At 67.1% G+C, this 23,813-nt stretch carries 25 protein-coding genes; 7 read left to right on the forward strand and 18 right to left on the reverse strand.

What is annotated here, in order from left to right:
• Positions 1-21: 21 nt before the first annotated feature.
• Entirely contained in the window at positions 22-1,011 is a 990-nt protein-coding gene (galE, locus tag B6S44_RS12640) for a UDP-glucose 4-epimerase GalE (protein WP_129157252.1), read from the reverse strand.
• A 323-nt stretch (positions 1,012-1,334) separates the two neighbouring features.
• Here galE and B6S44_RS12645 point away from each other — a divergent pair, with 323 nt between their 5' ends.
• On the forward strand, positions 1,335-2,213 hold the full coding sequence (locus B6S44_RS12645; protein ID WP_129157253.1) for a UTP--glucose-1-phosphate uridylyltransferase: 879 nt from the start codon (positions 1,335-1,337) through the stop codon (positions 2,211-2,213).
• Between the two features lie 184 nt (positions 2,214-2,397).
• Here B6S44_RS12645 and B6S44_RS12650 read toward each other — a convergent pair whose 3' ends face one another.
• Positions 2,398-3,960: an outer membrane beta-barrel protein gene (locus B6S44_RS12650; RefSeq protein ID WP_164985811.1), complete on the reverse strand. Its 1,563-nt coding sequence runs from the start codon at positions 3,958-3,960 to the stop codon at positions 2,398-2,400.
• A gap of 149 nt (positions 3,961-4,109) precedes the next feature.
• Between B6S44_RS12650 and B6S44_RS12655 the strand changes: the two genes are divergently transcribed.
• Together B6S44_RS12655 and B6S44_RS12660 are read left to right on the forward strand one after the other, a co-directional pair.
• Complete coding sequence (locus B6S44_RS12655; protein ID WP_129157255.1) at positions 4,110-5,081, forward strand: KpsF/GutQ family sugar-phosphate isomerase; 972 nt, start codon at positions 4,110-4,112, stop codon at positions 5,079-5,081.
• A gap of 25 nt (positions 5,082-5,106) precedes the next feature.
• Complete coding sequence (locus B6S44_RS12660; RefSeq protein WP_129157256.1) at positions 5,107-6,009, forward strand: LysR family transcriptional regulator; 903 nt, start codon at positions 5,107-5,109, stop codon at positions 6,007-6,009.
• 26 nt (positions 6,010-6,035) lie between these two features.
• On the opposite strand, the gene B6S44_RS12665 is transcribed toward B6S44_RS12660, so the two are convergent.
• From B6S44_RS12665 to B6S44_RS12690, 6 genes are all read right to left on the reverse strand, one after another.
• Entirely contained in the window at positions 6,036-6,959 is a 924-nt protein-coding gene (locus B6S44_RS12665) for a DMT family transporter (RefSeq protein WP_129157257.1), read from the reverse strand.
• Positions 6,960-6,987: 28 nt separating this feature from the next.
• Positions 6,988-7,620 (reverse strand): glutathione S-transferase family protein, encoded by a 633-nt coding sequence (locus B6S44_RS12670; protein WP_129157258.1) that lies wholly within the window; start codon positions 7,618-7,620, stop codon positions 6,988-6,990.
• Positions 7,621-7,865: 245 nt separating this feature from the next.
• On the reverse strand, positions 7,866-9,122 hold the full coding sequence (gene serA / locus B6S44_RS12675; protein ID WP_129157259.1) for a phosphoglycerate dehydrogenase: 1,257 nt from the start codon (positions 9,120-9,122) through the stop codon (positions 7,866-7,868).
• 118 nt (positions 9,123-9,240) lie between these two features.
• Positions 9,241-10,050 (reverse strand): heme ABC transporter ATP-binding protein, encoded by an 810-nt coding sequence (locus B6S44_RS12680; protein WP_129157260.1) that lies wholly within the window; start codon positions 10,048-10,050, stop codon positions 9,241-9,243.
• 2 nt (positions 10,051-10,052) lie between these two features.
• Positions 10,053-11,168: a FecCD family ABC transporter permease gene (locus tag B6S44_RS12685; protein ID WP_129157261.1), complete on the reverse strand. Its 1,116-nt coding sequence runs from the start codon at positions 11,166-11,168 to the stop codon at positions 10,053-10,055.
• On the reverse strand, positions 11,165-12,142 hold the full coding sequence (locus B6S44_RS12690; protein ID WP_248309576.1) for a heme/hemin ABC transporter substrate-binding protein: 978 nt from the start codon (positions 12,140-12,142) through the stop codon (positions 11,165-11,167). The genes B6S44_RS12685 and B6S44_RS12690 overlap by 4 nt, the downstream gene beginning before the upstream one ends.
• Positions 12,143-12,349: 207 nt before the next feature.
• Here B6S44_RS12690 and hmuQ point away from each other — a divergent pair, with 207 nt between their 5' ends.
• From hmuQ to B6S44_RS12705, 3 genes are all read left to right on the forward strand, one after another.
• A complete protein-coding gene (gene hmuQ, locus B6S44_RS12695; protein WP_129157262.1) occupies positions 12,350-12,697 on the forward strand; it encodes a heme-degrading protein HmuQ in 348 nt (115 codons plus the stop codon).
• 12 nt (positions 12,698-12,709) lie between these two features.
• On the forward strand, positions 12,710-13,240 hold the full coding sequence (gene hutX / locus B6S44_RS12700; RefSeq protein WP_129157263.1) for a heme utilization cystosolic carrier protein HutX: 531 nt from the start codon (positions 12,710-12,712) through the stop codon (positions 13,238-13,240).
• Between the two features lie 240 nt (positions 13,241-13,480).
• A complete protein-coding gene (locus tag B6S44_RS12705) occupies positions 13,481-14,929 on the forward strand; it encodes a polysaccharide biosynthesis protein (protein WP_129157264.1) in 1,449 nt (482 codons plus the stop codon).
• A 3-nt stretch (positions 14,930-14,932) separates the two neighbouring features.
• Here the strand turns inward: B6S44_RS12705 and B6S44_RS12710 are convergent, their stop codons facing one another.
• Positions 14,933-15,655 (reverse strand): fused DSP-PTPase phosphatase/NAD kinase-like protein, encoded by a 723-nt coding sequence (locus B6S44_RS12710; RefSeq protein ID WP_129157265.1) that lies wholly within the window; start codon positions 15,653-15,655, stop codon positions 14,933-14,935.
• 146 nt (positions 15,656-15,801) lie between these two features.
• Here B6S44_RS12710 and ppa point away from each other — a divergent pair, with 146 nt between their 5' ends.
• Positions 15,802-16,341: an inorganic diphosphatase gene (gene ppa, locus B6S44_RS12715; RefSeq protein WP_129157266.1), complete on the forward strand. Its 540-nt coding sequence runs from the start codon at positions 15,802-15,804 to the stop codon at positions 16,339-16,341.
• Between the two features lie 190 nt (positions 16,342-16,531).
• On the opposite strand, the gene B6S44_RS12720 is transcribed toward ppa, so the two are convergent.
• The 9 genes from B6S44_RS12720 to phnG all read right to left on the reverse strand — a co-directional run bounded on the left by B6S44_RS12720 (position 16,532) and on the right by phnG (position 23,776).
• Positions 16,532-17,152 carry an LbetaH domain-containing protein gene (locus tag B6S44_RS12720; RefSeq protein WP_129157267.1) on the reverse strand — a complete coding sequence of 207 codons (621 nt, stop codon included), beginning with the start codon at positions 17,150-17,152 and terminating at the stop codon, positions 16,532-16,534.
• A 23-nt stretch (positions 17,153-17,175) separates the two neighbouring features.
• Positions 17,176-17,877 (reverse strand): DUF1045 domain-containing protein, encoded by a 702-nt coding sequence (locus B6S44_RS12725; protein ID WP_129157268.1) that lies wholly within the window; start codon positions 17,875-17,877, stop codon positions 17,176-17,178.
• Between the two features lie 7 nt (positions 17,878-17,884).
• Positions 17,885-19,024, reverse strand: a complete 1,140-nt coding sequence (locus B6S44_RS12730; RefSeq protein WP_129157269.1) for an alpha-D-ribose 1-methylphosphonate 5-triphosphate diphosphatase — start codon at positions 19,022-19,024, stop codon at positions 17,885-17,887.
• The gene (phnL, locus tag B6S44_RS12735) at positions 19,024-19,722 is read right to left on the reverse strand and encodes a phosphonate C-P lyase system protein PhnL (RefSeq protein ID WP_129157270.1); all 699 of its coding nucleotides are present in this window, start codon (positions 19,720-19,722) and stop codon (positions 19,024-19,026) included. The genes B6S44_RS12730 and phnL overlap by 1 nt, the downstream gene beginning before the upstream one ends.
• A gap of 166 nt (positions 19,723-19,888) precedes the next feature.
• Positions 19,889-20,695: a phosphonate C-P lyase system protein PhnK gene (gene phnK, locus B6S44_RS12740; RefSeq protein ID WP_465246109.1), complete on the reverse strand. Its 807-nt coding sequence runs from the start codon at positions 20,693-20,695 to the stop codon at positions 19,889-19,891.
• Positions 20,692-21,612 carry an alpha-D-ribose 1-methylphosphonate 5-phosphate C-P-lyase PhnJ gene (locus B6S44_RS12745; RefSeq protein ID WP_129157271.1) on the reverse strand — a complete coding sequence of 307 codons (921 nt, stop codon included), beginning with the start codon at positions 21,610-21,612 and terminating at the stop codon, positions 20,692-20,694. Before B6S44_RS12745 ends, phnK begins: the two co-directional genes overlap by 4 nt.
• Positions 21,609-22,730, reverse strand: coding sequence for a carbon-phosphorus lyase complex subunit (locus B6S44_RS12750; protein ID WP_129157272.1), 1,122 nt, complete (start codon positions 22,728-22,730; stop codon positions 21,609-21,611). Before B6S44_RS12750 ends, B6S44_RS12745 begins: the two co-directional genes overlap by 4 nt.
• A complete protein-coding gene (gene phnH / locus B6S44_RS12755) occupies positions 22,731-23,333 on the reverse strand; it encodes a phosphonate C-P lyase system protein PhnH (RefSeq protein WP_129157273.1) in 603 nt (200 codons plus the stop codon). It lies immediately after the preceding gene.
• Positions 23,334-23,335: 2 nt separating this feature from the next.
• Positions 23,336-23,776: a phosphonate C-P lyase system protein PhnG gene (phnG, locus tag B6S44_RS12760; protein WP_129157274.1), complete on the reverse strand. Its 441-nt coding sequence runs from the start codon at positions 23,774-23,776 to the stop codon at positions 23,336-23,338.
• Positions 23,777-23,813: the final 37 nt, after the last annotated feature.

The raw sequence follows: 23,813 nt of genomic DNA on the forward strand, positions 1-23,813 counted from the left end.
GCTGATCGGAACGGGCTCTCGTCAGCTGGCGTTGCGCTTGCGCAGGCTCTCCTCCCAGGCAAGTGCCTGGGTGACGATCTCGGTCAAATCGTCGTGCTCTGGCTGCCAGCCGAGCTCGGCGCGGATGCGGTCGGCTTTGGCGACCAGCGCGGCCGGGTCGCCATCGCGGCGCGGCGAGAGCCGGACCGGGAAATCGATGCCCGAGACTTGCTTCACCACCTCGACCACTTCCTTGACCGAATAGCCGCGGCCATAGCCGCAGTTCAGCGTCAGATTGTCGCCGCCGGCGCGCAGGTGATCGAGCGCGGCAAGATGAGCGCGGGCGAGATCGGTGACGTGGATGTAGTCGCGCACGCAGGTGCCGTCCGGCGTCGCATAATCGGTGCCGAAGATGTCGAGCCCGGCGCGCTGGCCGAGCGCCGCCTGGCTCGCGACCTTGATCAGATGGGTGGCGTTGGTGCTGGACTGGCCGGAACGGCCCCTCGGATCGGCGCCGGCGACGTTGAAATAGCGCAGGGCGACATAGGTCAGGCCATGGGCGCGGGCGACGTCGCCGAGCATCCATTCGCTCATCAGCTTGGAGCGGCCATAGGGGTTGATCGGATTGAGCGCGATCTCCTCCGGCACAGGCGAGACCGGCGGCTCGCCATAGACCGCGGCGGTCGAGGAGAAGATCACACGCTTGACACCGCTGCGCACGGCGCTCTCCAGCAGCGCGCGCGTCTTGACGGTGTTGTTCTGGTAGTAGCCGAGCGGATCGGACACCGAATCCGGTACCACGATCTTCGCCGCGAAATGGGCGATCTCGGTGATGCCGTGCTCAGCGATTGTGCGCTCGACCAGGGCCTGGTCGCCCATGTCGCCGCGCACGAGGGTCGCTTCCTGCGGCACCGCCCACCAGAAGCCGGTCGAGAGATCGTCGAGAACCACGACCTTCTCGCCACGGTCCAGGAGTTCGAGAACCATGTGGCTGCCGATGTAGCCGGCACCGCCCGAAACCAGAATCGCCATCTTCGTCTCCTCGTCACGTGATCCGCATAAACCGGAATCACGACAGTTCGAACCACCCTGTCCGCCGCACATGGCTAATCTCGGGCATCGCCCTGGGGAAGCCATGCAAGAATGGGGACCAGGGCGGCAAAGCCGGCAATCTACAGCAGGAGTATTGACGTATCGGCAAGGCGTGACTGGTAATTGAAAATGAGGCCGGCCCGGCTTTCGCCAGATTCACGGGTCAGCCTAAACAAGACCGGCATCAACGGGCGAAGCCGGCTCCTCCCGAAGCCCTCCGATCTTCAGCAGGCGCGCGCCATGGGCGCGCGAGATGGACGCGCATGATCAAGAAAATCCGCAAGGCGGTCTTTCCCGTCGCTGGTCTCGGCACCCGTTTCCTGCCCGCCACCAAGGCGATCCCGAAGGAGATGTTGACCATCGTCGACCGGCCGGTGGTCCAGCACGTGGTCGACGAGGCGCGCGCCGCCGGAATCGAGCATTTCGTCTTCGTCACCGGCCGCAACAAGGGCGTGATCGAGGACCATTTCGATATGGCCTACGAGCTCGACGACACACTGGCCAAGCGCGGCAAGACCAAGGAGCTGGAGGCGCTCAAGCACGATCTGCCGGCAGCCGGTGCCACAAGCTTCACCCGCCAGCAGGCGCCGCTCGGCCTCGGCCATGCCGTCTGGTGCGCCCGCGACATCATCGGTGACGAGCCTTTCGCACTGCTCCTGCCCGACATGCTGCATCACACTAGCGGCAAGGGTTGCCTCGCCGAGATGATCGAGGCCCATGCGGAGCATGGCGGCAACCATATCGCCGTCGCGCCGGTGCCGGACGACCAGACCCATCAATACGGCATCGTCGGCGTGCATGACGCCAAGGCCAAGGTCTCGCAGATCACCGGGATGGTCGAGAAGCCGCCCAAGGGCACGGCGCCGTCGAACCTGCACATCACCGGGCGCTACATCCTGCAGCCGACGATCTTCGACCTGCTGGCCAAACAGGAGAAGGGCGCGGGCGGAGAGATCCAGCTGACCGATTCGATGATCGCCCTGGCAAAGCTCGAGAAATTCTTCGCGGTGCGCTTCGACGGCGACATCTATGATACCGGCTCGAAGATCGGCTTCCTTTCCGCCAATGTCGCCTATGCGCTGGAGCGCGGCGATCTCGGCCCGCAACTGCGCGGCGAGATCGAGCGGCTGCTGGGGCGTTAAAGGCGGGACTGCGCGGAACTGCTACGTCATTCCGGGGCAGGCCGAAGGCCTGAGCCCGGAACCCATGACCACCGATGCTTTCCGGAAAGCGGCGCCATTGCGACGACGGCCAGTGTTCATGGGTTCCGGGCTCTTCGCTGCGAGAAGCCCCGGAATGACGGTGAGGTTCTAGCGGGGACAGCCCTCAGAACTGCACCCGCAACCCGACCTGGGCGATGTTGGCGGTGTAGTCCGAGCCCTGGTTGGTCGAGTTCAGGCGCTCATGGGTGAAGCTGGCGCGGACCGAGAAGGTCCGGGTCAGCTTGTATTCGATCCTCGCGCCGATGGTCGACAGGTCCTCGCGCAGGTTCTGGCCGTCATAGTCGGTACGGCCATAGCCGGCAAAACCGGTGACGGTGATGTTCCGCCGTAGCGCATGCGCCACTTCGAGATTGACGCGGCGTGCCGTTGTGCCGCTCGAGCCGGGGATCGTGGTGTCGCCGAGCTCGGCGGTGCCGCGCAGCGTCACCGTGGTCAGCGGCGTCGGCGTCCACAGGATCGCGGCATCGCCGACGATGCCACGCAGATTCTTCAGCCGGCCATCCTCGTATTTTCGGTCCTGATAGCCGACCGAGACCTCGGCGGTGAGCAGGCGACTAATCTCGAAAGTCGAGCCGACACGGGCGGTGTAGCCATCGGAGGAGCGCATATAACCGCTGGAATCGACCTTCTCGTCGAACTGGCGGGTATCGACCTCGCCCTGGACAAAGGGCTTGAAGCCGGGTGTCACCTCATAGGCGGCGCGCAGGCGCAGGCCATACTGGGTCTGGTTGCGGTCGGCCTGGCTTAGCTTGCGGCCATTGCTGAGATCAGCGTCCTCGTAATCCTGCCGGTCGACCGAGCCGCGCAGGGTGAACTGCAGGCGATTGATGTCATGGGTGACGCCGGCCGCGGCGCCATAGTTCCATGTGATCGGCCGCCCCTGCACCGCGGCAGTGAGATCGGGCGAGCCCGGGCGCTGCGTGTCGAGGCGCAGGCGCGATTCGAGCAGGATGCGGGTGTCGCGCGTCGCGTCGAGGCGCAGCGACATGTTGCCTTCCGCATCCGGCCGCGAGGCGGTGTCGTCGCGATAGTAGCGGCTATAGCCGCCACGCAGCATGCCGGTGAGCTCGTGCACGTTCCAGTCGGACTGGATGCCGAGCTCGCCCTCGGTGCGGCTGAACAGCGAGCCTTTGCTCGCCCCGGACACGCGCGAGGGATTGCTGTCATAGCCGCCGGAGCCGGTGATCGCCGGGCGCAGGATGACATTGCCGAGGCGCAGGCCCAGCGGCGCGTAAGGGTCTTCCTCCGGCCGCTTGCGCCTGCGCGGCTCGGGCGCTAGCGGAAGTGGTGGCGGCAGGGCGGTTATCGTTGGCTGCGGCGCGCGAACATCGCGCTGGGTGATGCCGCGCAAGCGCGAGGACCGTACCGGCTGGCTGGCGCGAGGTGGCTGGCCAAGGGAGATCGCGCCAGAACGGCTCCGGGTTGTGGCGGGAGGGCCGTCTGTCGCGTCGGCAGAGGCGGCTTGATTACGGCTGGTCGACGTCTGAGCCTGCCCGACATAGCTCGGAGTGCTGGTGCGCAGGGCCGGCGCACCGGATCTGGTTGATGGAGTCGCCTGCCGGTCGGGGACCTGGGCTGCCGCCTGCTCCGGCCAGGCCGTCAACCCGGCAACGACGCCGCAGCCTGCGACGCCAGCCAGCCAGCAGATCTTGGCGAAACGGGACACTGGCGCGACGACGCTCCGGCGAGGCAAAGGCTCTCGCGCGCCGGAAGGGCGCGCATGGTTAATGGAGTTAGAACGAAGAGGGTTAATGCTGCGTCAACGCAGGCGCGGCGGTGGCCAGCCGGCCTCCCGCCATGCTAGAGGCGCGCTCCATGACAGCGACCATCAGCGCTTCCGCCCTGCGGACCATCGCCACCGAACGCGCCGGGCTCGACGCCTTGCACGACGCGATCGGCAATGGTCTCGCCGAACCCTTCACCGCTGCCGTCGAGATGATTCGTGCCGCCTCGGGCCGGGTCATCGTCACCGGCATGGGCAAATCCGGCCATGTCGCCAGGAAGATCGTGGCGACGCTCGCCTCGACCGGCACGCCGTCCTATTTCGTCCATCCGGCCGAGGCCAGCCATGGCGATCTCGGCATGGTCCAGCCCGAGGATGTCGTCGTCGCCCTGTCCTGGTCGGGCGAGGCTGCCGAGCTCTCGGCGATCGTCGGCTATACCCGACGCTTCCGGGTCGGGCTGATCGCGATCACCGCCAACCGCGACAGCGCGCTCGGGCGCGAGGCTGATATCGCGCTCGTCCTGCCAAAGGCCGAGGAAGCCTGCCCGAACGGGCTTGCGCCGACGACCTCGACGACGATGCAGATGGCGCTGGGCGATGCGCTCGCGGTGGCTTTGCTCGAGGCGCGCGGCTTCTCGCGCCAGGATTTCTACGTCTACCATCCCGGCGGCAAGCTCGGCGCGCAGCTCAAGACGGTCGCCACCATCATGCATTCCGGCGAGCGCCTGCCGGTCGTCGGCGAGATGGCGGCGATGGCCGATGTCGTTGCGATGATCACCGCCAAGGGCTTCGGCTGCGCCGTCGTGATCGATGCCGACGACAAGCTCACCGGCGTCGTCACCGATGGCGACCTGCGCCGCAAGCTCGGCCCCGGCTGGGGCGGACGGCTGGCACGCGACGTGATGACCAGGGATCCGCGCCGGATCGCGCCGGATGCGCTCACCGCCGAGGCGCTGGAGATGGTCAACCGCCTGCGCGTCACCGCGCTGATCGTCGCCGATGCGGACGACAAGCCGGTCGGCCTCGTCCATGTCCACGATCTGCTGGCGCTAGGCGTCGCCTGACCCGTAGCGTCTTGCGAGGAGGCTCATGGCCGCGCTCGAATGGGATGATCTGCGCTATGTCCTCGCCGTCGCCGAGGCCGGCTCGCTCGCCGGCGCGGCGCGCGGACTGCGCGTCAACCATTCGACGGTGCTCCGGCGCATCGCCGCCTTCGAGCAGCAATTGGGCTTGCGCCTGTTCGAGCGCCTGCCGAGCGGCTATGTGCTGACGGTCGGCGGCGAGGAGCTCGTCGCGGCGGCACGCAGCATCTCCGGCACCGTCACGGAGCTCGAACGCAGGATCGCCGGGCAGGATCTGCGCCTCTCCGGCACGCTCAGGATCACCGCGACCGATACGCTGATGGGCTCGATCCTGCCGGAGATCCTGGCAGAGTTCGGCGCGGATCATCCCGGCATCGCTCTAGAGGTCGCCGTCTCCAATCTGATGTTCAACCTGACCAAGCGCGATGCCGATGTCGCGCTGCGCACCGCCGATAATCCGCCGGCGACGCTGGTCGGCCGGCGGATTGGGAAGATCGCCTTCGCGATCTACGCCGCTCCGGCCTATCTGGCTCAGCACGATCAGCCCGATCTCGCCGAGCACCGCTGGATCGGACCGGACGATACGCTCGCGGGAACCTCGGTGGCGCGCTGGATGCAGGCGAAGCTGGGCAAGAGCGAGATCGCGCTCAGGGCCGATTCGCTGCTGGCGATGCAGCAGGCGGCAGTGGCCGGTCTCGGACTGGTGGCGCTGCCCTGCTATCTCGGCGACAGCGTGCCGGCCCTGACCTGCGTGCGCCGGCCGATCCCGGAGATGGAGACGGCGCTGTGGATCCTGACCCATGAGGATCTGCGCGCCGCGGCGCGGGTCCGCGCCTTCACCGATTTCGCCTATGCCGCCTTCAAGCGTCGTCGTGGGTTGCTGGAGGGCGAGCGAGGACCCATCGACTGAGGAACACCGACGCCGGAAAGAGCGACTCAGGCGGCCTTGATCGCGGCGACGCCGAGCAGCAGGACGACGACGCCGGCAAAGCGCAGGGCCGAGATCTCGCGCTGGGGCAGGCGGAACCAGCCATAGCGGTCGACGAAGAGCGAGACGATCTGCTGGCCGGCGACGGTCAGGCCGACGGTCGCGGCGGTGCCGATCGCCGGGATCGCGGTGAACACGGTGGTGACATAAGTCGCGCCGCAGACGGCGCCGATCCAGCCCCACCAGGGCATTGTCCGGAGGCCACCGAGCTGGGGCCTGGCGCCGTTCATCAGCAGCAATGTCACCAGCAGAACGGCGATCATCGACAGGGTCGCAACCGCAAAGCTGATCGCGCCGACGACGAAGGGCGCGCCGAGATCATGCCGCAGCAGGCCGTTGATCGCGCCCTGGACGGGCAGCACCGCACCGGCGACGAGGGCGAGCAGCATCCAGCCGAGCTTGGCGCCGGAGAGCTCCCTGGTTGCGCCCTTCTGGCCGAAGACGATCGCGGTTACACCGACGAGTACGGCAGCCGTGCCAAGCAGGGTTGCGGGTTTGGGCATCTGCTGGGGAACGCCGAGGGCGCCGAAGCTGTCCAGCCCGAGCGAAGCCAGCATCTGGCCGGCGATGAACAGGCCTACCGCGACGACAGCGCCGAGCCGCGGGAAGACCAGGATGGTCGAGGCGACATAGAGCGCCGTCGCGATGCCGCCGATCGCGTGCCACCAGGGCGCGGCCCGCAGCCCACCGAAGGCGGCAGCCGTGCCGGTTGCGATCGCGATGATCAGCAGGAGGATGGCGGCGAGAACAACCTGGATCGTCGTCGCGGCGAAGGGGCTGCCGATCGCTTTCGACAATTGCGCATTGGCGCCGGCCTGCACTGCCAGCAGGCCGCCGGCAGCAAGGGAGAGGGGGATGAAGAGGGTTTCCATGACGGGTATCCTGTCTGGCTCGGCGTGCTCAGGCGTCGGCGTGCGCGAGCGTCGGCACGGCGAGGCCGCGCTGCACGGCGGGCCGGGCTGCGATCGCCTCGTGCCAGCGCTGCAGATGAGGGGTGTCGGTGAGGCCTATGCCGAGCTTGGGCAGGGCGTTGATCCAGGGCCAGACCATGATGTCGGCGATGCCGTAGCTGGCCTCGACCAGATAGGGCCGCAGCGCCAATTCGCCGTCGAGGACGCGCAGGATGCGGGCGGTCTCGCGCTCATAGCGCTCGATCGCGTAGGGCAGCTTCTCCCTGGCGAAGACCTTGAAATGCCAGAGCTGGCCGATCATCGGCCCGACATGCGCTGCCTGGAAGAAGCTCCACTGCAGCGTCTTGCCGAGGGCCTGCGGGCTGTTCGGTTGGAGCACGCCGGAGCGCTCGGCGAGATAAAGCAGGATCGCGCCGGACTCGAAGACCGTCCGGTCGTGCTCATGGTCGACGATGACCGGGATCTTGTTGTTGGGGTTGAGCGCCAGGAAGCTCGGCCGATGCTGGTCGCCCGCCTCGATATCGACGGTGGTGACGGCGTAGGGTAGCCCGGTTTCCTCGAGCATGATCGAGGCCTTGTGGCCGTTCGGGGTCTGGTAGGTGTAGAGGTCGATCGGGGTCATCGGCTCGCTCCGAAGTGCGGATGCCGGTGAGATAATTTGTGCGATGGCGCATCACGATGTGTGATACGGCGTCAGAAAACTGCAAAAATGCACAGTCTACGAGGCGGGCGCGCATTTGCCGTCATGGTCGGGCTTATCCCGACCATCCACGTCTTCACGTCACTGATCGAGAGCGGTGTTCAAGACGTGGATGCTCGCCACAAGGGCGAGCATGACGTGCTGGAACTCGCGATGTGAAGCCGAACTCAGCCGCGCTCGTAGAGCAGGCGGGCGCGGATCGTGCCGTCGAGGGCGCGGATCTCCTCGATGATCTCGCGCGCGACCTCGCCGACCGGATCGGCTTCCATCACGACATAGCCGATCTCGCCGTCGGTCTGGAAATTCTGGGCGGCGATGTTGATGTTGCGGCTGGCGAAGACGTCGTTGAGGCGGCGCAGCATGCCGGGCGCATTGCGCTGGACCTGGATGAAGCGAGTGCCGGTCGGGCGCGCCGGCAATTGCACCTGCGGGAAATTGACCGCGCCGACGGTCGAGCCGACATCGGAATAGTCGACCAGCTTGCGCGCCACCTCGGCGCCGATGCGCTCCTGCGCCTCCTCGGTCGAGCCGCCGATATGCGGCGTCAGGATGACATTGGCCAGGCCCTGCAGCGGCGAGACGAAGCGCTCGACATTGGAGGCCGGCTCCTTCGGGAAGACGTCGACCGCGGCGCCGGCGAGATGGCCGCTTTTCAGCCCTTCGGCGAGGGCGTCGAGGTCGACGACCGTGCCGCGCGAATTGTTGATGAGATAGGCGCCCTTGCGCATGGCAGCGATCTCGGCCTTGCCGATCATGTTATGCGTGGCGGGCGTCTCCGGCACGTGCAGCGAGACCACGTCGCTGTTGGCGAGCAGGGCGTTCAGGCTCTCGACCGGCTCGGTGTTGCCGTGGCGCAGGCGATCGGTGTGATCGTAATAGATCACGCGCATGCCCATGGCTTCGGCGATGTTCGAGAGCTGGCTGCCGATATTGCCGTAGCCGACGATGCCGAGCACCTTGCCACGGACCTCGAAGGAGCCATTGGCCGATTTGTCCCAACCGCCGACATGGGCCGAGACCGAGCGGTCGGTAATCCTGCGCAGCAGCATGACGATCTCGCCGATGGTCAGTTCGGCGACGCTGCGGGTGTTGGAGAAGGGCGCGTTGAAGACGGGTATGCCGCGCAGGCGAGCCGCGTCGAGATCGACCTGGTTGGTGCCGACCGAGAAGCAGCCGACGGCGAAGAGGCGCTTGGCGGCGGAAAAGACCGGCTCGGTCAGCTGCGTGCGCGAGCGGATGCCGAGGATATGCGTCTTCTCGATGGCTTCGACGAGTTGGGCTTCGTCAAGCGCCTTCGGCAGGCGGGTGAGGTTGGTGTAGCCGGCCTGCTGCAGGGCAGCGACGGCGGAATCGTTGATCCCCTCGAGCAGGAGGACGCGGAGGCGGTCCTTCGGAAAGGAAAGCCGGTCGGTGGGGAGGTTCATGGCGCGCTCGACGATCCAGCGATGCGCCCGCTCGCCTGGTCAGGCGGAAGGGCGCCGGAGCGCCCGCTATAGACCTGTTACCGCAGCGCACAACCGCAAATTTATCCTGCCGTTCAGGCTAGATCGCCGAAAGATGCTGCTGCGGCAGCAGAAAAGGCTGGCCAGCCGGCGGCAAGCGGCTGAAGGAGAGCGAGACGCGGAAGACGCCGCGCAGCAAATTGTCGTCGAGGATCGTCGCCGGCTCGCCCTGAGCAACGATCGCGCCCTCATGCATCACCACCAGCCGGTCGGCATAGGTCACGGCGAGATTGAGATCGTGCAGCACCACCAGCACGGCCGCGCCCTGCGCCGCGATGCTGCGGGCGGCGTCGAGCAAGGAAAGCTGGTGGCAGAGGTCGAGGCTGGCGATCGGCTCGTCCAGGAAGAGGATCTGGCGCTGCGCGACGCTGCGGCCGGCCTCGAGCTGGCAAAGTGCTCGAGCGAACTGGACGCGCTGCTGCTCGCCGCCGGACAATGTCTGGTACTGGCGGCCGGCGAGGCCGATGACGCCGGCGGTTTCGAGCGCCTGAGCGATGATCTGCTCCTTTCGGGCACGCGATTGTGCCCGGCCGACGCCTTCGAGCCCGAGCCGGGCGACCTCGTAGACACTGAACGGGAAGGCAAGGCGCTGGTTCTGCACCATCACGGCTCGCCGGCAGGCGAGTTCCCAGCCTGGGATTTGCGGCAGCGCCATGCCGTCGAGGCGGACCGCGCCCTGCGAGGGCGAGAGTTCGCCGGTGAGGAGCTTGAGTAAGGTCGACTTACCGGCGCCGTTGGGGCCGACGACGATCGTGGTGGCGCCCTCTTCGAGGGCAAGCGAGGCGCCGCGCACCAGCCTACTGGTCCGCACTGAGAAGGAAAGATCATCTGCTTCGAGGATCGCGGCCATGGCTAGAGCTCCGCGATCCGGCCACGACGCAGCAGCAGCCAGAGAAAGAAGGGTGCGCCGATGAAGGCGGTGACGATGCCGATCGGCAGTTCGGCCGGCACGACGACGAGGCGGGCGACGATGTCGGCGCCGACCAGCAGGGCCGCGCCGCCGATCGCCGAAAGCGGCAGCAGTAGGCGGTGATCGGGCCCGATCGAAAGCCGGATCAGATGCGGCACGACGATGCCGACGAAACCGATCACGCCGGCTGAGGCGACGCTGGCACCGACGGCGAGCGCGACCAGCAGGATTGCGAGCGCCTTGATGCGCTGCACAGGTACGCCGAGATGATAGGCCTCGGCCTCGCCGAGCATCAGGGCGTTGAGCCCACGCGCCAGCAGGGGCACGGCAAACAGCAGCGGCAGCACGATCGGCGCCACCACCGAAAGCTTGGTCCAGCTCGCGCCGCCGAGGCTGCCGAGCGACCAGAAGGTCAGATCGCGGAGTTGGCGGTCGTCCGAGATGAAGGCGAGCAGGCCGGTGAGCGAGCCCGCGAGCGCGCCGAGGGCGACGCCGGCGAGCAGCATGGTCGCGACCGAGGTGCGGCCCTGTCGGGTCGCGATCAGATAGAGCGCCAGCGTCGAGACGAGGCCGCCGCAGAAGGCGCCGAAGGGCAGCAACGCGAAGGGCAGCTTCATCGCGAAGTTCGAGAGGAAGAAGCGGTCGCCGAGGACGATCGTCGCGGCCGCGGCAAGCCCGGCGCCGGCCGAGACGCCGACGAGGCCGGGATCGGCGAGCGGATTGCGGAACAGGCCCTGCATCAGCGCGCCCGAGATCGCAAGCGCCGCTCCAACCAGCGCGCCGAGCAGCAGGCGCGGCATGCGGATGTTGAGCACGACCAGCGCCTCGCGGCTGTCGAGCAGCTCGGCAGGACCGAAGCCAAGCTTCGCGAAGAGGATGTCGGCGACGCGGCCGGGCGCGATCGCGAAGGCGCCGGCGCCGAGCGAGAGCAGCATCAGCAGCAGGCAAAAGCCGACCAGCGCTGCGACCGCGATGATGCCCTTGCGGCGTCGCCCCTCGGCGAGGACGGCCAGCGCGGTGGCGCTCGCGCTCGGCGTCTGCTTCACGGCGAGCGTCATTTCGCGGCGGAGAGCTGGGCGATCTTGGCTTCGGGATAAAGCTCGGCCATCAGGTCACGCGCGGCGTTCGGCGTGCGCGGGCCGAAGCCGAGCAGATAGAGCCCGTCCATCCGGATCAGCGCCTTCTGCTTTGCGGCAGGCGTCTGCGAGAAAGCCGGCATGGCGAAGAGTTCCTCCGGCGTCGCGTTGTGAGCGCTGCTGAAGCGCATCATCAGGACGATGTCCGGCGCTGCCGTGATGATCGCCTCGTCGGTCATCGGCTTGAAGCCTTCGACAGCGCCGGCGGCGTTGACGCCGCCGGCGAGCGCGATGATCGCATCGGCGGTGCTGTTGCGCCCGCCGACCATGGTGCGGCCATTTTGGAGGGAGAGTACGAACAGCACGCGCTTCTGCTTCGGCAGACCGGTGCGCAGCCGGTCGAGCTCATCGAAGCGTGTCTTGACCGTGGCAGCGAGCTGCTGTGCCGGCTCGGCGGCGCCGGCGGCCTTGCCGATCGCCGCTATCTTGGCGACCACAGCCTCCGGCGTCAGCGCCTCCGGGATCATCGTGATCGGCGTGCCGGATTCCTTGAGCAAAGCGAGCGCATCGGGCGGGCCGGCGCCCTCGACGGCGATGATCTGCGAGGGCTTCAGCGAGAGCACGCCTTCGGCCGAGAGCGCCCGGACATAGCCGACGCTCTTCTTCTCCTTCTGTGCCTCCGGCGGCCACTGGCTGGTCGTGTCGACGCCGACGACCTTGTCCTGCAGGCCGAGTGCGTAGAGCACTTCGGTGACGATGCCGCCGGCTGCGACGATGCGCTCCGCGGTCTGGGCCTGGGCGGTGGCGATGAAGCTGCCGGAGCGAAGCTCGCCCGCGAAGCCGAGGGCGGCCAGGGCGCTGAGGCCGATCGCCGCGGCGAACTCGCGGCCGAGGCGTTTCGCCTTCAGGCCGGCGAGCGGGTTTGGTGCAGAGGATGACAGGTCGTGCATGAGCATCTCGGGGCTCGCCGCAGCGCAGCAAGCAGCCGTGCAGCGGCAGCTTCCCACTCTACAGTCATTCCAAAGTATTGGCTCATTTTATAATCGTTCAAAACAACGATCATCGAGCCGTTGTTGACGGTGATATTCGGCTTTACTAAGGAGGGTCAAGAGCGGTGCGAGCCGCCCGTGATCCCCTGTTCTGGAACCGCCGAGGATTTTTCGATGTTCATCGCCATGAACCGCTTCAAGGTCGTCAAGGGAGAAGAGGGGGCCTTCGAGACGATCTGGTCCTCGCGCAAGACCCGCCTCGACGAGATGCCGGGCTTCATCGCCTTCCATCTGCTCAAGGGGCCGGAGAAGGAGGATCATACCCTCTATTCCTCGCACACGACCTGGGCCTCGAAGGAGGACTTCACCGCCTGGACCAAGTCGGAGCAGTTCCGTGAGTCGCATCGCAGTGCCGGCCAGCCGCGGCCGACGCCGCTCTATCTCGGTCATCCGGAGTTCGAGGGCTTCGAGACGATCCTGACCGAGCACAACCCGCGCCTGCCGCGCCAGGCGGCCGAGTGAGGGCTGAGGATCATGCCGCTCACTGAAACGCTGGCGCCGGCTGCTTCCGCCGACGCCATGGAGAAGGTCCGGGCGGCACTGGCCGCCAAGCCGGACGGGGTGATCGAGGCGGTCGCGCGCGAGCACGGCGTCTCGACCCTTGCGGTGCTGGAGGCGACGCCGGACGAGCAGCGCCGCTTCATCGCGGCCGAGCGCTTCGAGGCGCTCTGGCAGGAGCTTTCGAGCTGGGGCACGGTGCTGTTCATCGTGCACACGGCCGATATCGTGCTCGAATGCGAGGGCCCGCTGCCGGTCGGCTCTTTCGGCCACGGCTACTACAACATCCATGGCGACAGCCCGATCGGCGGACACATCAAGGCCGGCAACTGCAAGGCGATCTATCTGGTCGACCGCGCCTTCCATGGCCGCCGCTCCTGCTCGGTGCAGTTCTTCAACGGCGCCGGCGAGGCGATGTTCAAGGTCTTCGTCCGCCGCGACGAGGCACGCGAATTGCTGCCGGATCAGGTCGAGCGCTTCGAGGCGTTGCAGAGAAGCTTCGCCTGATCATTGCCGGCTATCGGCCAGATCGACGAACTTTGAGGCCTTCACCGTCTGCTGGTGGAGGCCTTCTTCTTTGACGCGTGCCAACGGTCGCAGCCCGATCACTGACAAATGACGTCAATCGCCACTTTTCCGCCACGAGCCGCGTGCGATACGGGGGCCGGCCGCGATATCATGGAAGTTCCGGGATTTACCAAGCGTTAACCATAGAGGCGCAGCCTGTTGCCCACGGAGCGAAGTGACGTGATCGACCCTATCGATCGCACGCTGGTTCCGACAGGCGAGCGCCGTGGCCAGCCGGCAAGCGCGGACGACCTGCCTGAGCTTCCGGCGGAGGACGCGGATATGGCGGCGCAGCTTGCCCTGACCGGGGTCAGCCTGGCCAAGGATCTGATCGGCCTGACACAGGCTGCGGCTGGGTCGAAAGCTGCGGTAGCGTCGCTGACCAAGCGCGCCGGCTTTCGCGATGGCGCGATGCTGGCGTTGCGCTTCGTGCAGGCGCGTTTCCTGTCCGTCTGGGGTCTGCTGCTGGCGGCGGCGCTCTGCCCGCCCAAGGTCTTCGCCGATTTTGCGATCTTCGCGGCGCTGGCGAATTTCGTGTCGATCGCCGCGCTGTTGCGCTTCGAGGCGGTCTTCTTCCAGAACAGCGGCCGTTTGCATCTCGGCCGTGCCTTCCGCCTCGCACTGGCAGCCGGCGCGATCTTTCTCAGTGTGATGGCGGTCATAATCCTGTTCGCGGCATCCGAGGGCTGGGTTCTGCGTGGCTTCGGCGCACTCTTCCTCATCTCGCTGGCGAGCCGCGCGGCGATGCGGCTAATCCTGGGGGAGGCTGCTGCGGAGGGGGATTTCGCCACGATCGGCAACAGCAACATCGTCCAGGCGTTGGTCCAGCCTGGGATGATGATCCTGCTGATCTGGCCGCTTGGACCGACCGTCCTGGCGCTGTTCGCCGCGGATGCATTCGGCCACGCCGTGGCTGCCCTCTACGTGGCTTGGCGCCGGCGCCATTCGCTGCTGCCGCTGATGCATTCGTCGCGCTGGTCGCGCGCCGAACTGCGCGCTTCCGGTCGCCAATGGCGGAGTTCGCCGACCTATCTCCTGCCGTCGGCGCTCCTTTCGTTCGGCTTCTCGGCAGCGCCGCTGCTGGCATTGCCGCTGGCGAGCAATCCTGTTCTGGCGGCGCATGTGGCGCTGGCGACACGCCTACTCGACATGCCCGCGCAGATGTTCGGAGCGGTGACGATTCCTTTGGTGATGAGCGATCTGCGCAAGCATCAAGGCCATGATCGTCAGAAGAGGGCGCGCCTGCTCACTTTGGCGATGGCAGCCATCGTGACGGCGCTGTTCCTCGCCATCGCGCTCGTCGCGATCAGCGCGGACGAGATCGTCCTCGACGGGACCAAATGGAGTGGCCTCGGCGAGGTGATGGCGATCATGGCGTTGTTCTATGGTTGCGGCGCGTTGGCCGGGCCACTGCAGGAAATGGGAGCCTTCTCCTCGCGCCCGCACAACCAGATGATGGCCAACGCAGTGGCGCTGGCTGCCGTCGCGGTCGTGATCTGGGGATTCGGCAGCTTGTCTCCCGCTCTGCTCGCTGCAATCGGGCTGGTTTCGCTGGCGCGCCTGCTGCTCCATCTGCGCCTGACCTGGTTCGGGATCGGCGCCGAGCCGACGGATGGCGCAGCAGCCTGAGCGCTATTCGCGCCGGATCAGCCGGTCGGCGAGCAGGGATGAGAAGAAGCCCGGCTTGAACTCGCGATCGAGCCGCTCGGGATCATAATCCCCGGCGACCCAGTCAAGGAACGACTTGCCCTTGCTGGCGCCCTCGCGCGCGTAGGTCTCGAAGAAGGCGTCGAGAATCCCGGTCTTGGCGAAGCGGAAATGGCCATAGCGCAGCGAGAGCTCGGCCATCGCCTCGGCGAGCGGTCGCTTCTCATGGACGAGCAGATAGAGCGCGGCGAAGAAGCCGGCCCGGTCGGCGCCGGATTTGCAATGCACCAACGCAGGCGTCTTCAGCCCGGCGAAGAAGGCGGGCGCGGCGAGGATGGTGTCTCGGTCCGGCGCGCCGCGCGAGCGCAGCACGAACTCGACCAGCGCGATGCCGTGGCGTTCGCAGGCTTCCTTCTGCAGCGGCCAGGCGCCATGCTCGCGGCCGCCGCGCAGGTTGACGATGGTCTTCACGCCCTGGCGGGCGAACCAGGCGATGTCCGTCGGGGCCGGCTGGGCGGCGCGCCAGAGCTGCGGCGTGACGCGGTGGGCGTTGAGATAGGCGAGCCGGAAAATGCCGTGGTCGGCCAGCAGCATGTTGGCCCAGGCGCGGGTGCGATCGAGCCGGCCGCTCAAGGGACGGTCCCAGCGCGCGATCCGCGCCATGCGCCTTGCATAGCGGTCTTCCGGCCGCCGCCAGTGGTTCAGCATGGAATAGCGCCTGTCATGCCGGCCCGATAGCAGCGCTTGCCGGCTTGCGCAAATCGGTAACCCCTTGCGACTAAAGCCCGGGCTTGGCCTTTGCGGCTGGAACGCGCATAAGGCGCCCGAAGTTTTGTCATCGACAGGTCAGGTACATGCGGCTCGACGCGATCTCCATCGGCAAGAATCCTCCGGAAGAAGTCAACGTCGTGATCGAGGTCGCCATCGGCGGCGAGCCGATCAAGTACGAGATGGACAAGGAAGCCGGGACGCTGTTCGTCGACCGCTTCCTCTATACCCCGATGCGCTATCCCGGGAATTACGGCTTCATCCCGCATACGCTGTCCGAAGACGGCGACCCCTGCGACGTGCTCGTCGCCAATACGCGCCCGCTGGTGCCGGGCTCCTACATCGCGGTCAGGCCGATCGGCGTGATGATGATGGAGGACGAGGGCGGCGGCGACGAGAAGATCATCGCCGTGCCGGTGCCGAAGCTGACCAAGCGCTACGAGAACGTGACGAACTACACCGATCTGCCGCAGATCACGCTCGATCAGATCCAGCACTTCTTCGAACACTACAAGGATCTCGAGCCCGGCAAGTGGGTGAAGCTCGCGGGCTGGGGCGACGCCGCCAAGGCCAAGCAGCTGATCGTCGAGGCGATCGAGCGGGCAAAGAAGGCGAAGCAGGGCTGAGGCCCTGCCGTTTCCCCGAGCACCGCACTCCCTTCTCCCCTTGCGGGAGAAGGTGGCCCGAAGGGCCGGATGAGGGGTCGCACAGGTCTGGAAGACTTCGGAAGAGACAGATCAAGGTTGTGGTTGGCGTCGCGCGACCCCTCACCCTACCCTCTCCCGCAGGAGGAGAGGGGACCGGTTGTGCCTGCCGTCAGCCCTCGTGCTTCTCCAAAAACGCCTCGACCGATAGCGCCCGAAAGTCTTCGAGCGCGGTACGCAGGGCAGCGTGCTCCCAGTCCCACCAGGCAAGCGCGTTCAGCCGCTCGGCGATCTCCTCCGGGAAGCGGCGGCGGGTGATGCGGGCCGGGTTGCCGGCGACGATGGTGTAGTCCGGCACGTCCTTGGTGACGACCGCGCCGCCCGCAACGACCGCGCCGGTACCGATGCTGCGGCCGGCGAGGATGATGGCGCCGTGGCCGATCCAGACATCGTGGCCGATCGTCACCGGCGTCGAGCGGCGCCAGTCGAAGAAGTCGGCGTCATCCTCAGCATCCTCGAAATAGCCGCTGGCGCGATAGGTGAAATGCGACTGGCTCGCCCGCTGCATCGGATGGTTACCCGGGTTGATGCGGGTATGCGCGGCGATCGAGCAGAACTTGCCGATCGTCGTGTAGATCACGTCGGAGTCGTTCACGACATAGGAATAGTCGCCGAGCGTCGATTCCGCGAAGGAGGTGCGGGCGCCGATCTCGGTATAGCGGCCGAGCACGGCGTCGCGGACCCTGGCGGTCGGATCGATCACGGGTTCGAGCCCGAGCTTTTTGCCTGCCATGACGGGCTTCCTTGAAAGAGGCGCTAGCCGAGCGGGATGTTGTCGAGCAGGACGAAGCGGCTGCTGCGGCTCTCCTGCTTGAAGATGGCGACACGGTCGATCAGCGCAGGGCCGGCCGGCACCGCCTGCGCATGGGCCTTAATCAGCGCCGCCTTGACCGGCGCGACCTCCCCGTCCGGCAGCGATCCGGTCAGTGTCATATGGAAACGGAAGGCGTCGCCGACATAAGGATAGCCATAGGCTTCGAGATAGGCGCGGTGCGCCGGCGTCAGCGGGCTCTGCAGGCGCCGCGCCAGATCGGCCTGCGAGAGCGGAGCGCGGAACGGCTCAAAGGCCTGGACGATGTCGAAGGCGAAGCGCTGCAGATCATCGCTCGGCTCCGACGGGGTCAGCGCGATGAAGCGGCCGAGCGCGTTGACGGACAGGCCGGCGAGCCGGACCGGCGGGCGCCCCGCGACATAATTGCGCGCGAAGGCCCGTAGCGCCCCCTCGTTGCGGCCATTGGCGAGCTCGAACGGTGCCTTCAGCGTGGCGTGAAAGCCGTAGCGGCGCGGCTCGTCCGTCACCTCCGACCAGTCGTGGCCCTCGCAGCCCGGTGGGATGGCGAAATTAATGTCCGCGCCAGTGATGGCGTCATAGCCCAGCGTCGCGCTGCCGAAGCGCCAGAGGGCGCTGTCGGCGGCGGGGGTGTAATAAAGCGCGTAGCGTGGCGCGGTCTGGGTCATGCTGCGCTCAGAAGGCCCGGCGTCCCTGCGACCAGACGGTGGCGATCACCGGTGTCGCGCCCAGCGGACGGAAGCGCACGAGATCGGCGCGCAGTCCGGGCTTGAGATGGCCCCGATCCCTGAGGCCGAGGATGTCTGCGACCTTCCAGGTGACCTTGGCCATCGCCGCCGGCAGGGCGATGCCGTGCTTGTCGTTGAGCTTGAGCACGGCCTGCAGCAGGCTCGCCGGGACATAGTCGGAGGAGAGCCCGTCGAGCAGGTCCTTCTCGGCGAGTTCCGCGACCGAGACGCCGCCGGAATGCGAGCCGCCGCGGACGACATTGGGCGCGCCGGCGATGGTGGCGAGGCCGCGCTGCTTGGCAGCCTCGGCAGCCTCGACCGTCGTCGGGAACTCCGAGATCACCGCGCCCGAGGCGATGCCAGCCTCGACATGCTCGATCGTGGTGTCGTCATGGGTCGCGATCGGAATGCCGCGCGCCTGGAACATCTCGACCACGGCGCTCCAGTTGCGCCCGACATTGGCCTGGCCCTCGCGCTGGCGGACGGTGACGTCCTCCTCGAACTCGGATTCGGTCTTGCCATTGCCGAGCGCATAGGTGCGCAGGTGCGCGATGTCGCGCCATTGCCGCTGGCCGGGCGTGTGGTCCATCAGCGACACCAGCTGGACCAGGGCATCGTCCTGATAGGGCTCGATGTCCTTGAGCAGATCGGGGCTGGTCAGCTCGCAGCGCATATGGATGCGGTGGTCGATGCGGAAGACGCCCTCGGCGCTGCCGAGCCTGAGCGCATCCATCACATCGGCGAAGATGTCCTTGCGGTAGTCCTTGGCCGAGAAGGGCGTGCCGGCGCAGATCGCGTCGTAGACGGTGGTGACGCCGGCCGCCGCCATCTGTGCGTCATGGACCAAAGCCGCCGCGAGCCCGTTCGGCCAGAAGACCTTCGGGCGCGGCATGAAGTGCTTTTCCATGTTGTCGGTGTGCATCTCGACGAGGCCGGGCGCGACATAGTCGCCCTGGACGTCGATCGCCTCCGGCAGAGAGGATTTGCCCTGATCGACCGAGAGGATGCCGCTCTCGTCGAAGGCGATGGTGCCGGTGACGACCTCGTCCTCGAGGATCAGGCGGGCATTGGTCAGGATGGTGGACATCAGGCGGCCTTCCGGAAATCGGTGATGTCGAGATAGCGGGTTGCGACAGCCTCTCGCACGGCCTCGTCATGGAAGATACCGACGATGGCGGAGCCCTGTTCGCGCGCTTCGGCGATCAGCCTGACCACGACATTGCGGTTGTTAGCGTCGAGCGAGGCGGTCGGCTCGTCGATTAGCATGATCGGCGAGGGATCGACGAAGGAGCGGGCGATGTTGACGCGCTGCTGCTCGCCGCCGGAGAAGGTCGCAGGCGCAAGGTCCCAGAGCCGCTGCGGCAGGTTGAGGCGTGCCAGCATGGTTTTGGCGCGTTCGCTCGCTTCCTCGGGCGAGGCGCCGCGGGCGAGCAGCGGATCGCGGACGATGTCGAGCGCCGAGACGCGCGGGATGACCCGCAGGAACTGCGAGACGAAGCCGAGCGTGCGGCGGCGGATGTCGAGCACGGTGCGCGGCACCGCCGAGACAATATCGATCGGCCGGCCGCCATGGGTGATGGCGATGGTGCCCGAGGTCGGCCGGTAATTGCCGTAGAGGATGCGCAGCAGGCTCGACTTGCCGGCGCCGGACGCACCCGCCAGCACCAGCGCCTCGCCGGCAGCGACCGAAAAGTTGACGTTGTCGAACACCGGCAGGCGCACGCCGCCCTGGTTGTGCAGGGTGAATTCCTTGGCGACGTTCTCGACGTGAATCATCGTTGTCATGGTCGCATTGCCTTGCGGGCTCGGGGTGACGCGGTTGTGACGAAGGCTCCACCGTCATGCTCGCCCTTGTGGCGAGCATCCACGTCTTGAACACCGCTCTCTAAAAACGAAGACGTGGATGGTCGGGACAAGCCCGACCATGACGGGAGAGGGTGCGGCGAGAGGGTCATACCGTCAGCACCGCCGATGTCAGCAATTGCGTGTAGGCGTGGTGGGGGTCGTCGAGGACCTGGTCGGTCAGGCCCTGCTCGACGACGCGGCCGTCCTTCATCACCATCAAACGGTCGGTGAGCAGGCGCGCGACGGCAAGGTCATGGGTGACGATGATCGCGGCGAGGCCGAGATCGCGCACCAGCACGCGCAGCAGGTCGAGCAGGCGGGCCTGAACGGACACGTCGAGGCCGCCGGTCGGCTCGTCCATGAAGACGAGCTTGGGTTCGGAGACCAGCACGCGGGCGATCTGCAGGCGCTGCTGCATGCCGCCCGAGAATTGGCGCGGCCGGTCGTCGATGCGGTTGCCGGCGATCTCGACGCGCTGCAGCCAGTCTAGCGCAGTCTCGCGGATTTTGCCGTAGTGGCGGGCACCATTGTCCATCAGGCGCTCGCCGACATTGCCGCCGGCCGAGACGTCCATGCGCAGGCCGTCGCGCGGGTTCTGATGGACGATGCCCCAGGCGGTGCGCATCAGCCGGCGCCGCTCCTGCTCGGCGACCGAATAGATATCGAGCGGTTCGGCCCCGCCGCGGAACAGGACCTCGCCCTCGTCGGGCTTGTCGATGCCGGCGAGGCAGCGCAGCAGGGTCGACTTGCCGGAGCCGGATTCGCCGACGATGCCGAGCACCTCGCCCGGCCAGAGGTCGAAGGAAACGTCGGCGCAGCCGATGCGCTCGCCATAGAAGCGGCTGACGCCGGCGACCGAGAGCAGCGGCTGCGGATCGAGCCCGAGCTCCTGCGGATTGACCTGCATGTTCATGGCTTATCCTCGACCAGATGCAGCACCGAGGCGTCGGCGAGCATGGCGCCGCGATGGCCTTCCGCCCGCCGCGTCTCGCAATGATGGCTGTCGGAGCAGACGAACATACGCCCGCCCTGATCGTCGATCACCACCTCGTCGAGATAGGAATCGGCGGCGCCGCAGAGCGCGCAGGGCTGCTCCCAGCTCTGGATGCGGAAGGGGTGGTCCTCGAAATCGAGGCTGCGCACATTGGTGTGCGGCGGCACCGCATAGATGCGCTTCTCGCGCCCGGCGCCGAAGAGCTGCAGCGCCGGCGACATCTGCATCTTCGGATTGTCGAATTTCGGGATCGGCGAGGGCGCCATGACATAGCGGCCATTGACCATGACCGGGTAGTCATAAGTCGTCGTCACCTCGCCGAAGCGGGCGATGTTCTCGTAGAGCTTGACCTGCATCAGCCCGTATTCGGCCCAGGCGTGCATCTTGCGCGTCTCGGCCTCGTGCGGCTCGAGCTTCCTGAGCGGCTCGGGCTGCGGCACCTGGTAGACCATGATCTGGCCGGCCTTCAGCGGCGCCTCGGGAATGCGGTGGCGGGTCTGGATGATCGTCGCCTCGTCGGTCGCCTCGGTCGTCCGGGCATCGGCCGTGCGCTCGAAGAAGCGGCGGATCGAGACGGCGTTGGTGGTGTCGTCGGCGCCCTGGTCGATGACCTTGAGCGTATCGTCGGGCCCGATGATCGCGGCGGTGACCTGGATGCCGCCGGTGCCCCAGCCGCGGGCGAGCGGCATCTCGCGCGAGCCGAACGGCACCTGGTAGCCGGGGATCGCCACCGCCTTGAGCAGGGCGCGGCGGATCATCCGCTTGGTCTGCTCGTCGAGATAGGCGTAGTTGTAGGCTGGCCTGGTCTCGTCGCTGATGCTCTGGTGCACGGTCATTCCGCGGCCTCCGGCAGGGCTTCGTTCTGTTGCTCGGCAAGGCGCTGCTCGCGTTCCCGGCGAATGCGGCGGATCAGCTCGAGTTCGCCCTGGAAATCGACATAGTGCGGCAGCTTGAGATGCTCGACGAAGCCGGCCGCCTCGACATTGTCGGAGTGGTAGAGGACGAACTCGTCCTGCTGCGCCGGATAGGTCGCAGCCTCGCCGAACTCGCGCGCCTTCAGCGCCCGGTCGACCAGCGACATCGACATCGCCTTGCGCTCGCTATGGCCGAAGGAGAGCCCGTAGCCGCGGGTGAACTGCGGCGGCACATCCTTGGAGCCGGCGAACTGGTTGACCATCTGGCATTCGGTCAGGGTGATGTCGCCGAGATCGACCGCGAAGCCGAGCTCCTCCGGCCCGAATTCGACCGCGACCTCGCCGACGCGGACCTCGCCGACGAAGGGGTGGCTGTTGCCGTAGCCGCGCTGCACGGAATAGCCGAGGCCGAGCATGAAGCCTTCGTCGCCGCGCGCCATGGCCTGCAGGCGGACGTCGCGGTCGGCCGGGAAGGTGACGGGCTCGCGGGTGAGATCGAAGGGCCGCGGATCGCCGGCGGGCGGCGCTTCCGCTTCCATCAGACCCTCGGCGCCGAGAATGTCGGGCACGCGCGGCATCGAAGCGTCGAGCGGCTGCGCGGCGGGACGGGCCTGCACGTCGCCCGGGGCTCCTTCGTCCATCAAGGCAAAATCGAAGAGCCGGTGGGTGTAGTCATAGGTCGGGCCGAGCACCTGGCCGCCAGGCAGATCCTTGTAGGTCGCCGAGACGCGGCGGCGGATCGCCATCTTCGCCGTATCCAGCGGCTCGGAGGAGCCGAAGCGCGGCAGCGTCGTGCGATAGGCGCGCATCAAGAAAGCCGCCTCGATCGCATCGCCCTGCGCCTGCTTCAGCGCCAGTGCGGCGAGGTCGGGATCATAGAGTGAGCCCTCGTTCATGACGCGGGCGCAGGCGAGGCCCATCTGCTCGCGGATCTGCGTGACGGCGAGCTCCGGCACGCTCTCATCGCCGCGGCGCGCTTCGGCGACGAGATCATGGGTGGCGAGGATGGCGGCTTCACCGCCCTTGACCGCGACATACATTTAGCGGGCCTCCACGATTTGCGTCGAGCGCGGCAGGCCGAGCACCTGCGCGCCATGGACCAGCAGCAGGTCGATGCCGAGCGGGTAGAGCGCGACGTTGCCTTCGATTTCGGCCCAGAAGTCCGGACGCAAGCCGGCTGGAGCGACGGCGCGCTGGCCGGCGATGCCGGGACCTTCGAGCGTGACGGTCTCGCCACCTGCAAGCCCGGCGCATTGGACGAGCACCGTTGTCGAACGATCGGGGAACTGATCGTCGCCGGCGTGGAAGGCGGCGAGCTTCGGCTCCGGCGCGGCACCGTCGATCACGGCGAAGGCGGCGCGGGCGGGATCGTCGACGAGGGGGGCACCGCAATGGAAGCGCAGCCAGGCGCCGGCGGGACCGTTGCGCAGGGCGGCCGGCAGCCAGATCGGCGTCTCGTAATCTGCGAGCGTCAGCAGCGCGACCGCCGTCGCTGGCTCGAGCCCAACGGGCGTCTCGACCGAAACGCCGATGTCGCAGGCAAGGCCCGGCTCCGAGAGCGCCGCCAACAAGGCACGGAAAGCGCTTTGCGATTGGAAAACCGGGTCGGAGAAGCCGGCATGGATCTGGTTGTCGTCCTGCATCGTCACGCTCCCCTGACCAGCGTGAAGAAATCGACCTTGGTGGCCGCGGCCTTACGCGAGGCGAGCTCGCGGGCAGCCTGCTGCTTCTGCGCCAGGGCAAAGACGCCGCGCCGCAGCGGGCCGGTCTCGGCTTCGGCCTGGAGGAGCGCGTCTGTGACCGCCGCCAGCCGCGCCTTGCGGCCATCACGGCCGAGTGCGTAGGAGAAGCCCATGGCGCCGCCTTCGAGACGGACGACGCAGCGCGTCACCGTGGCTTCGCCGAGATTGAAGCGGCGACCGGCGCCGCCGGCGCGACCCTCGACCATCACGGTTCCGGTTTCGGGCGCTTTCAGCACTTCATGCGCGGGCAATGGTCCCGCCTGCTGCAGCAGCGCATCGACCTCGTCCCGTGTGGCGCGTGCGAGGACGGCCATCCAGTGCTGACGTGTCGCGGTTTCGGTCATACCGTGTCGGCCTCTCGCCAAGCGCTAATGTCTAGAC

The sequence above is a fragment of the Allobosea sp. Tri-44 genome, assembly GCF_004123845.1.
GTDB lineage: Bacteria > Pseudomonadota > Alphaproteobacteria > Rhizobiales > Beijerinckiaceae > Allobosea.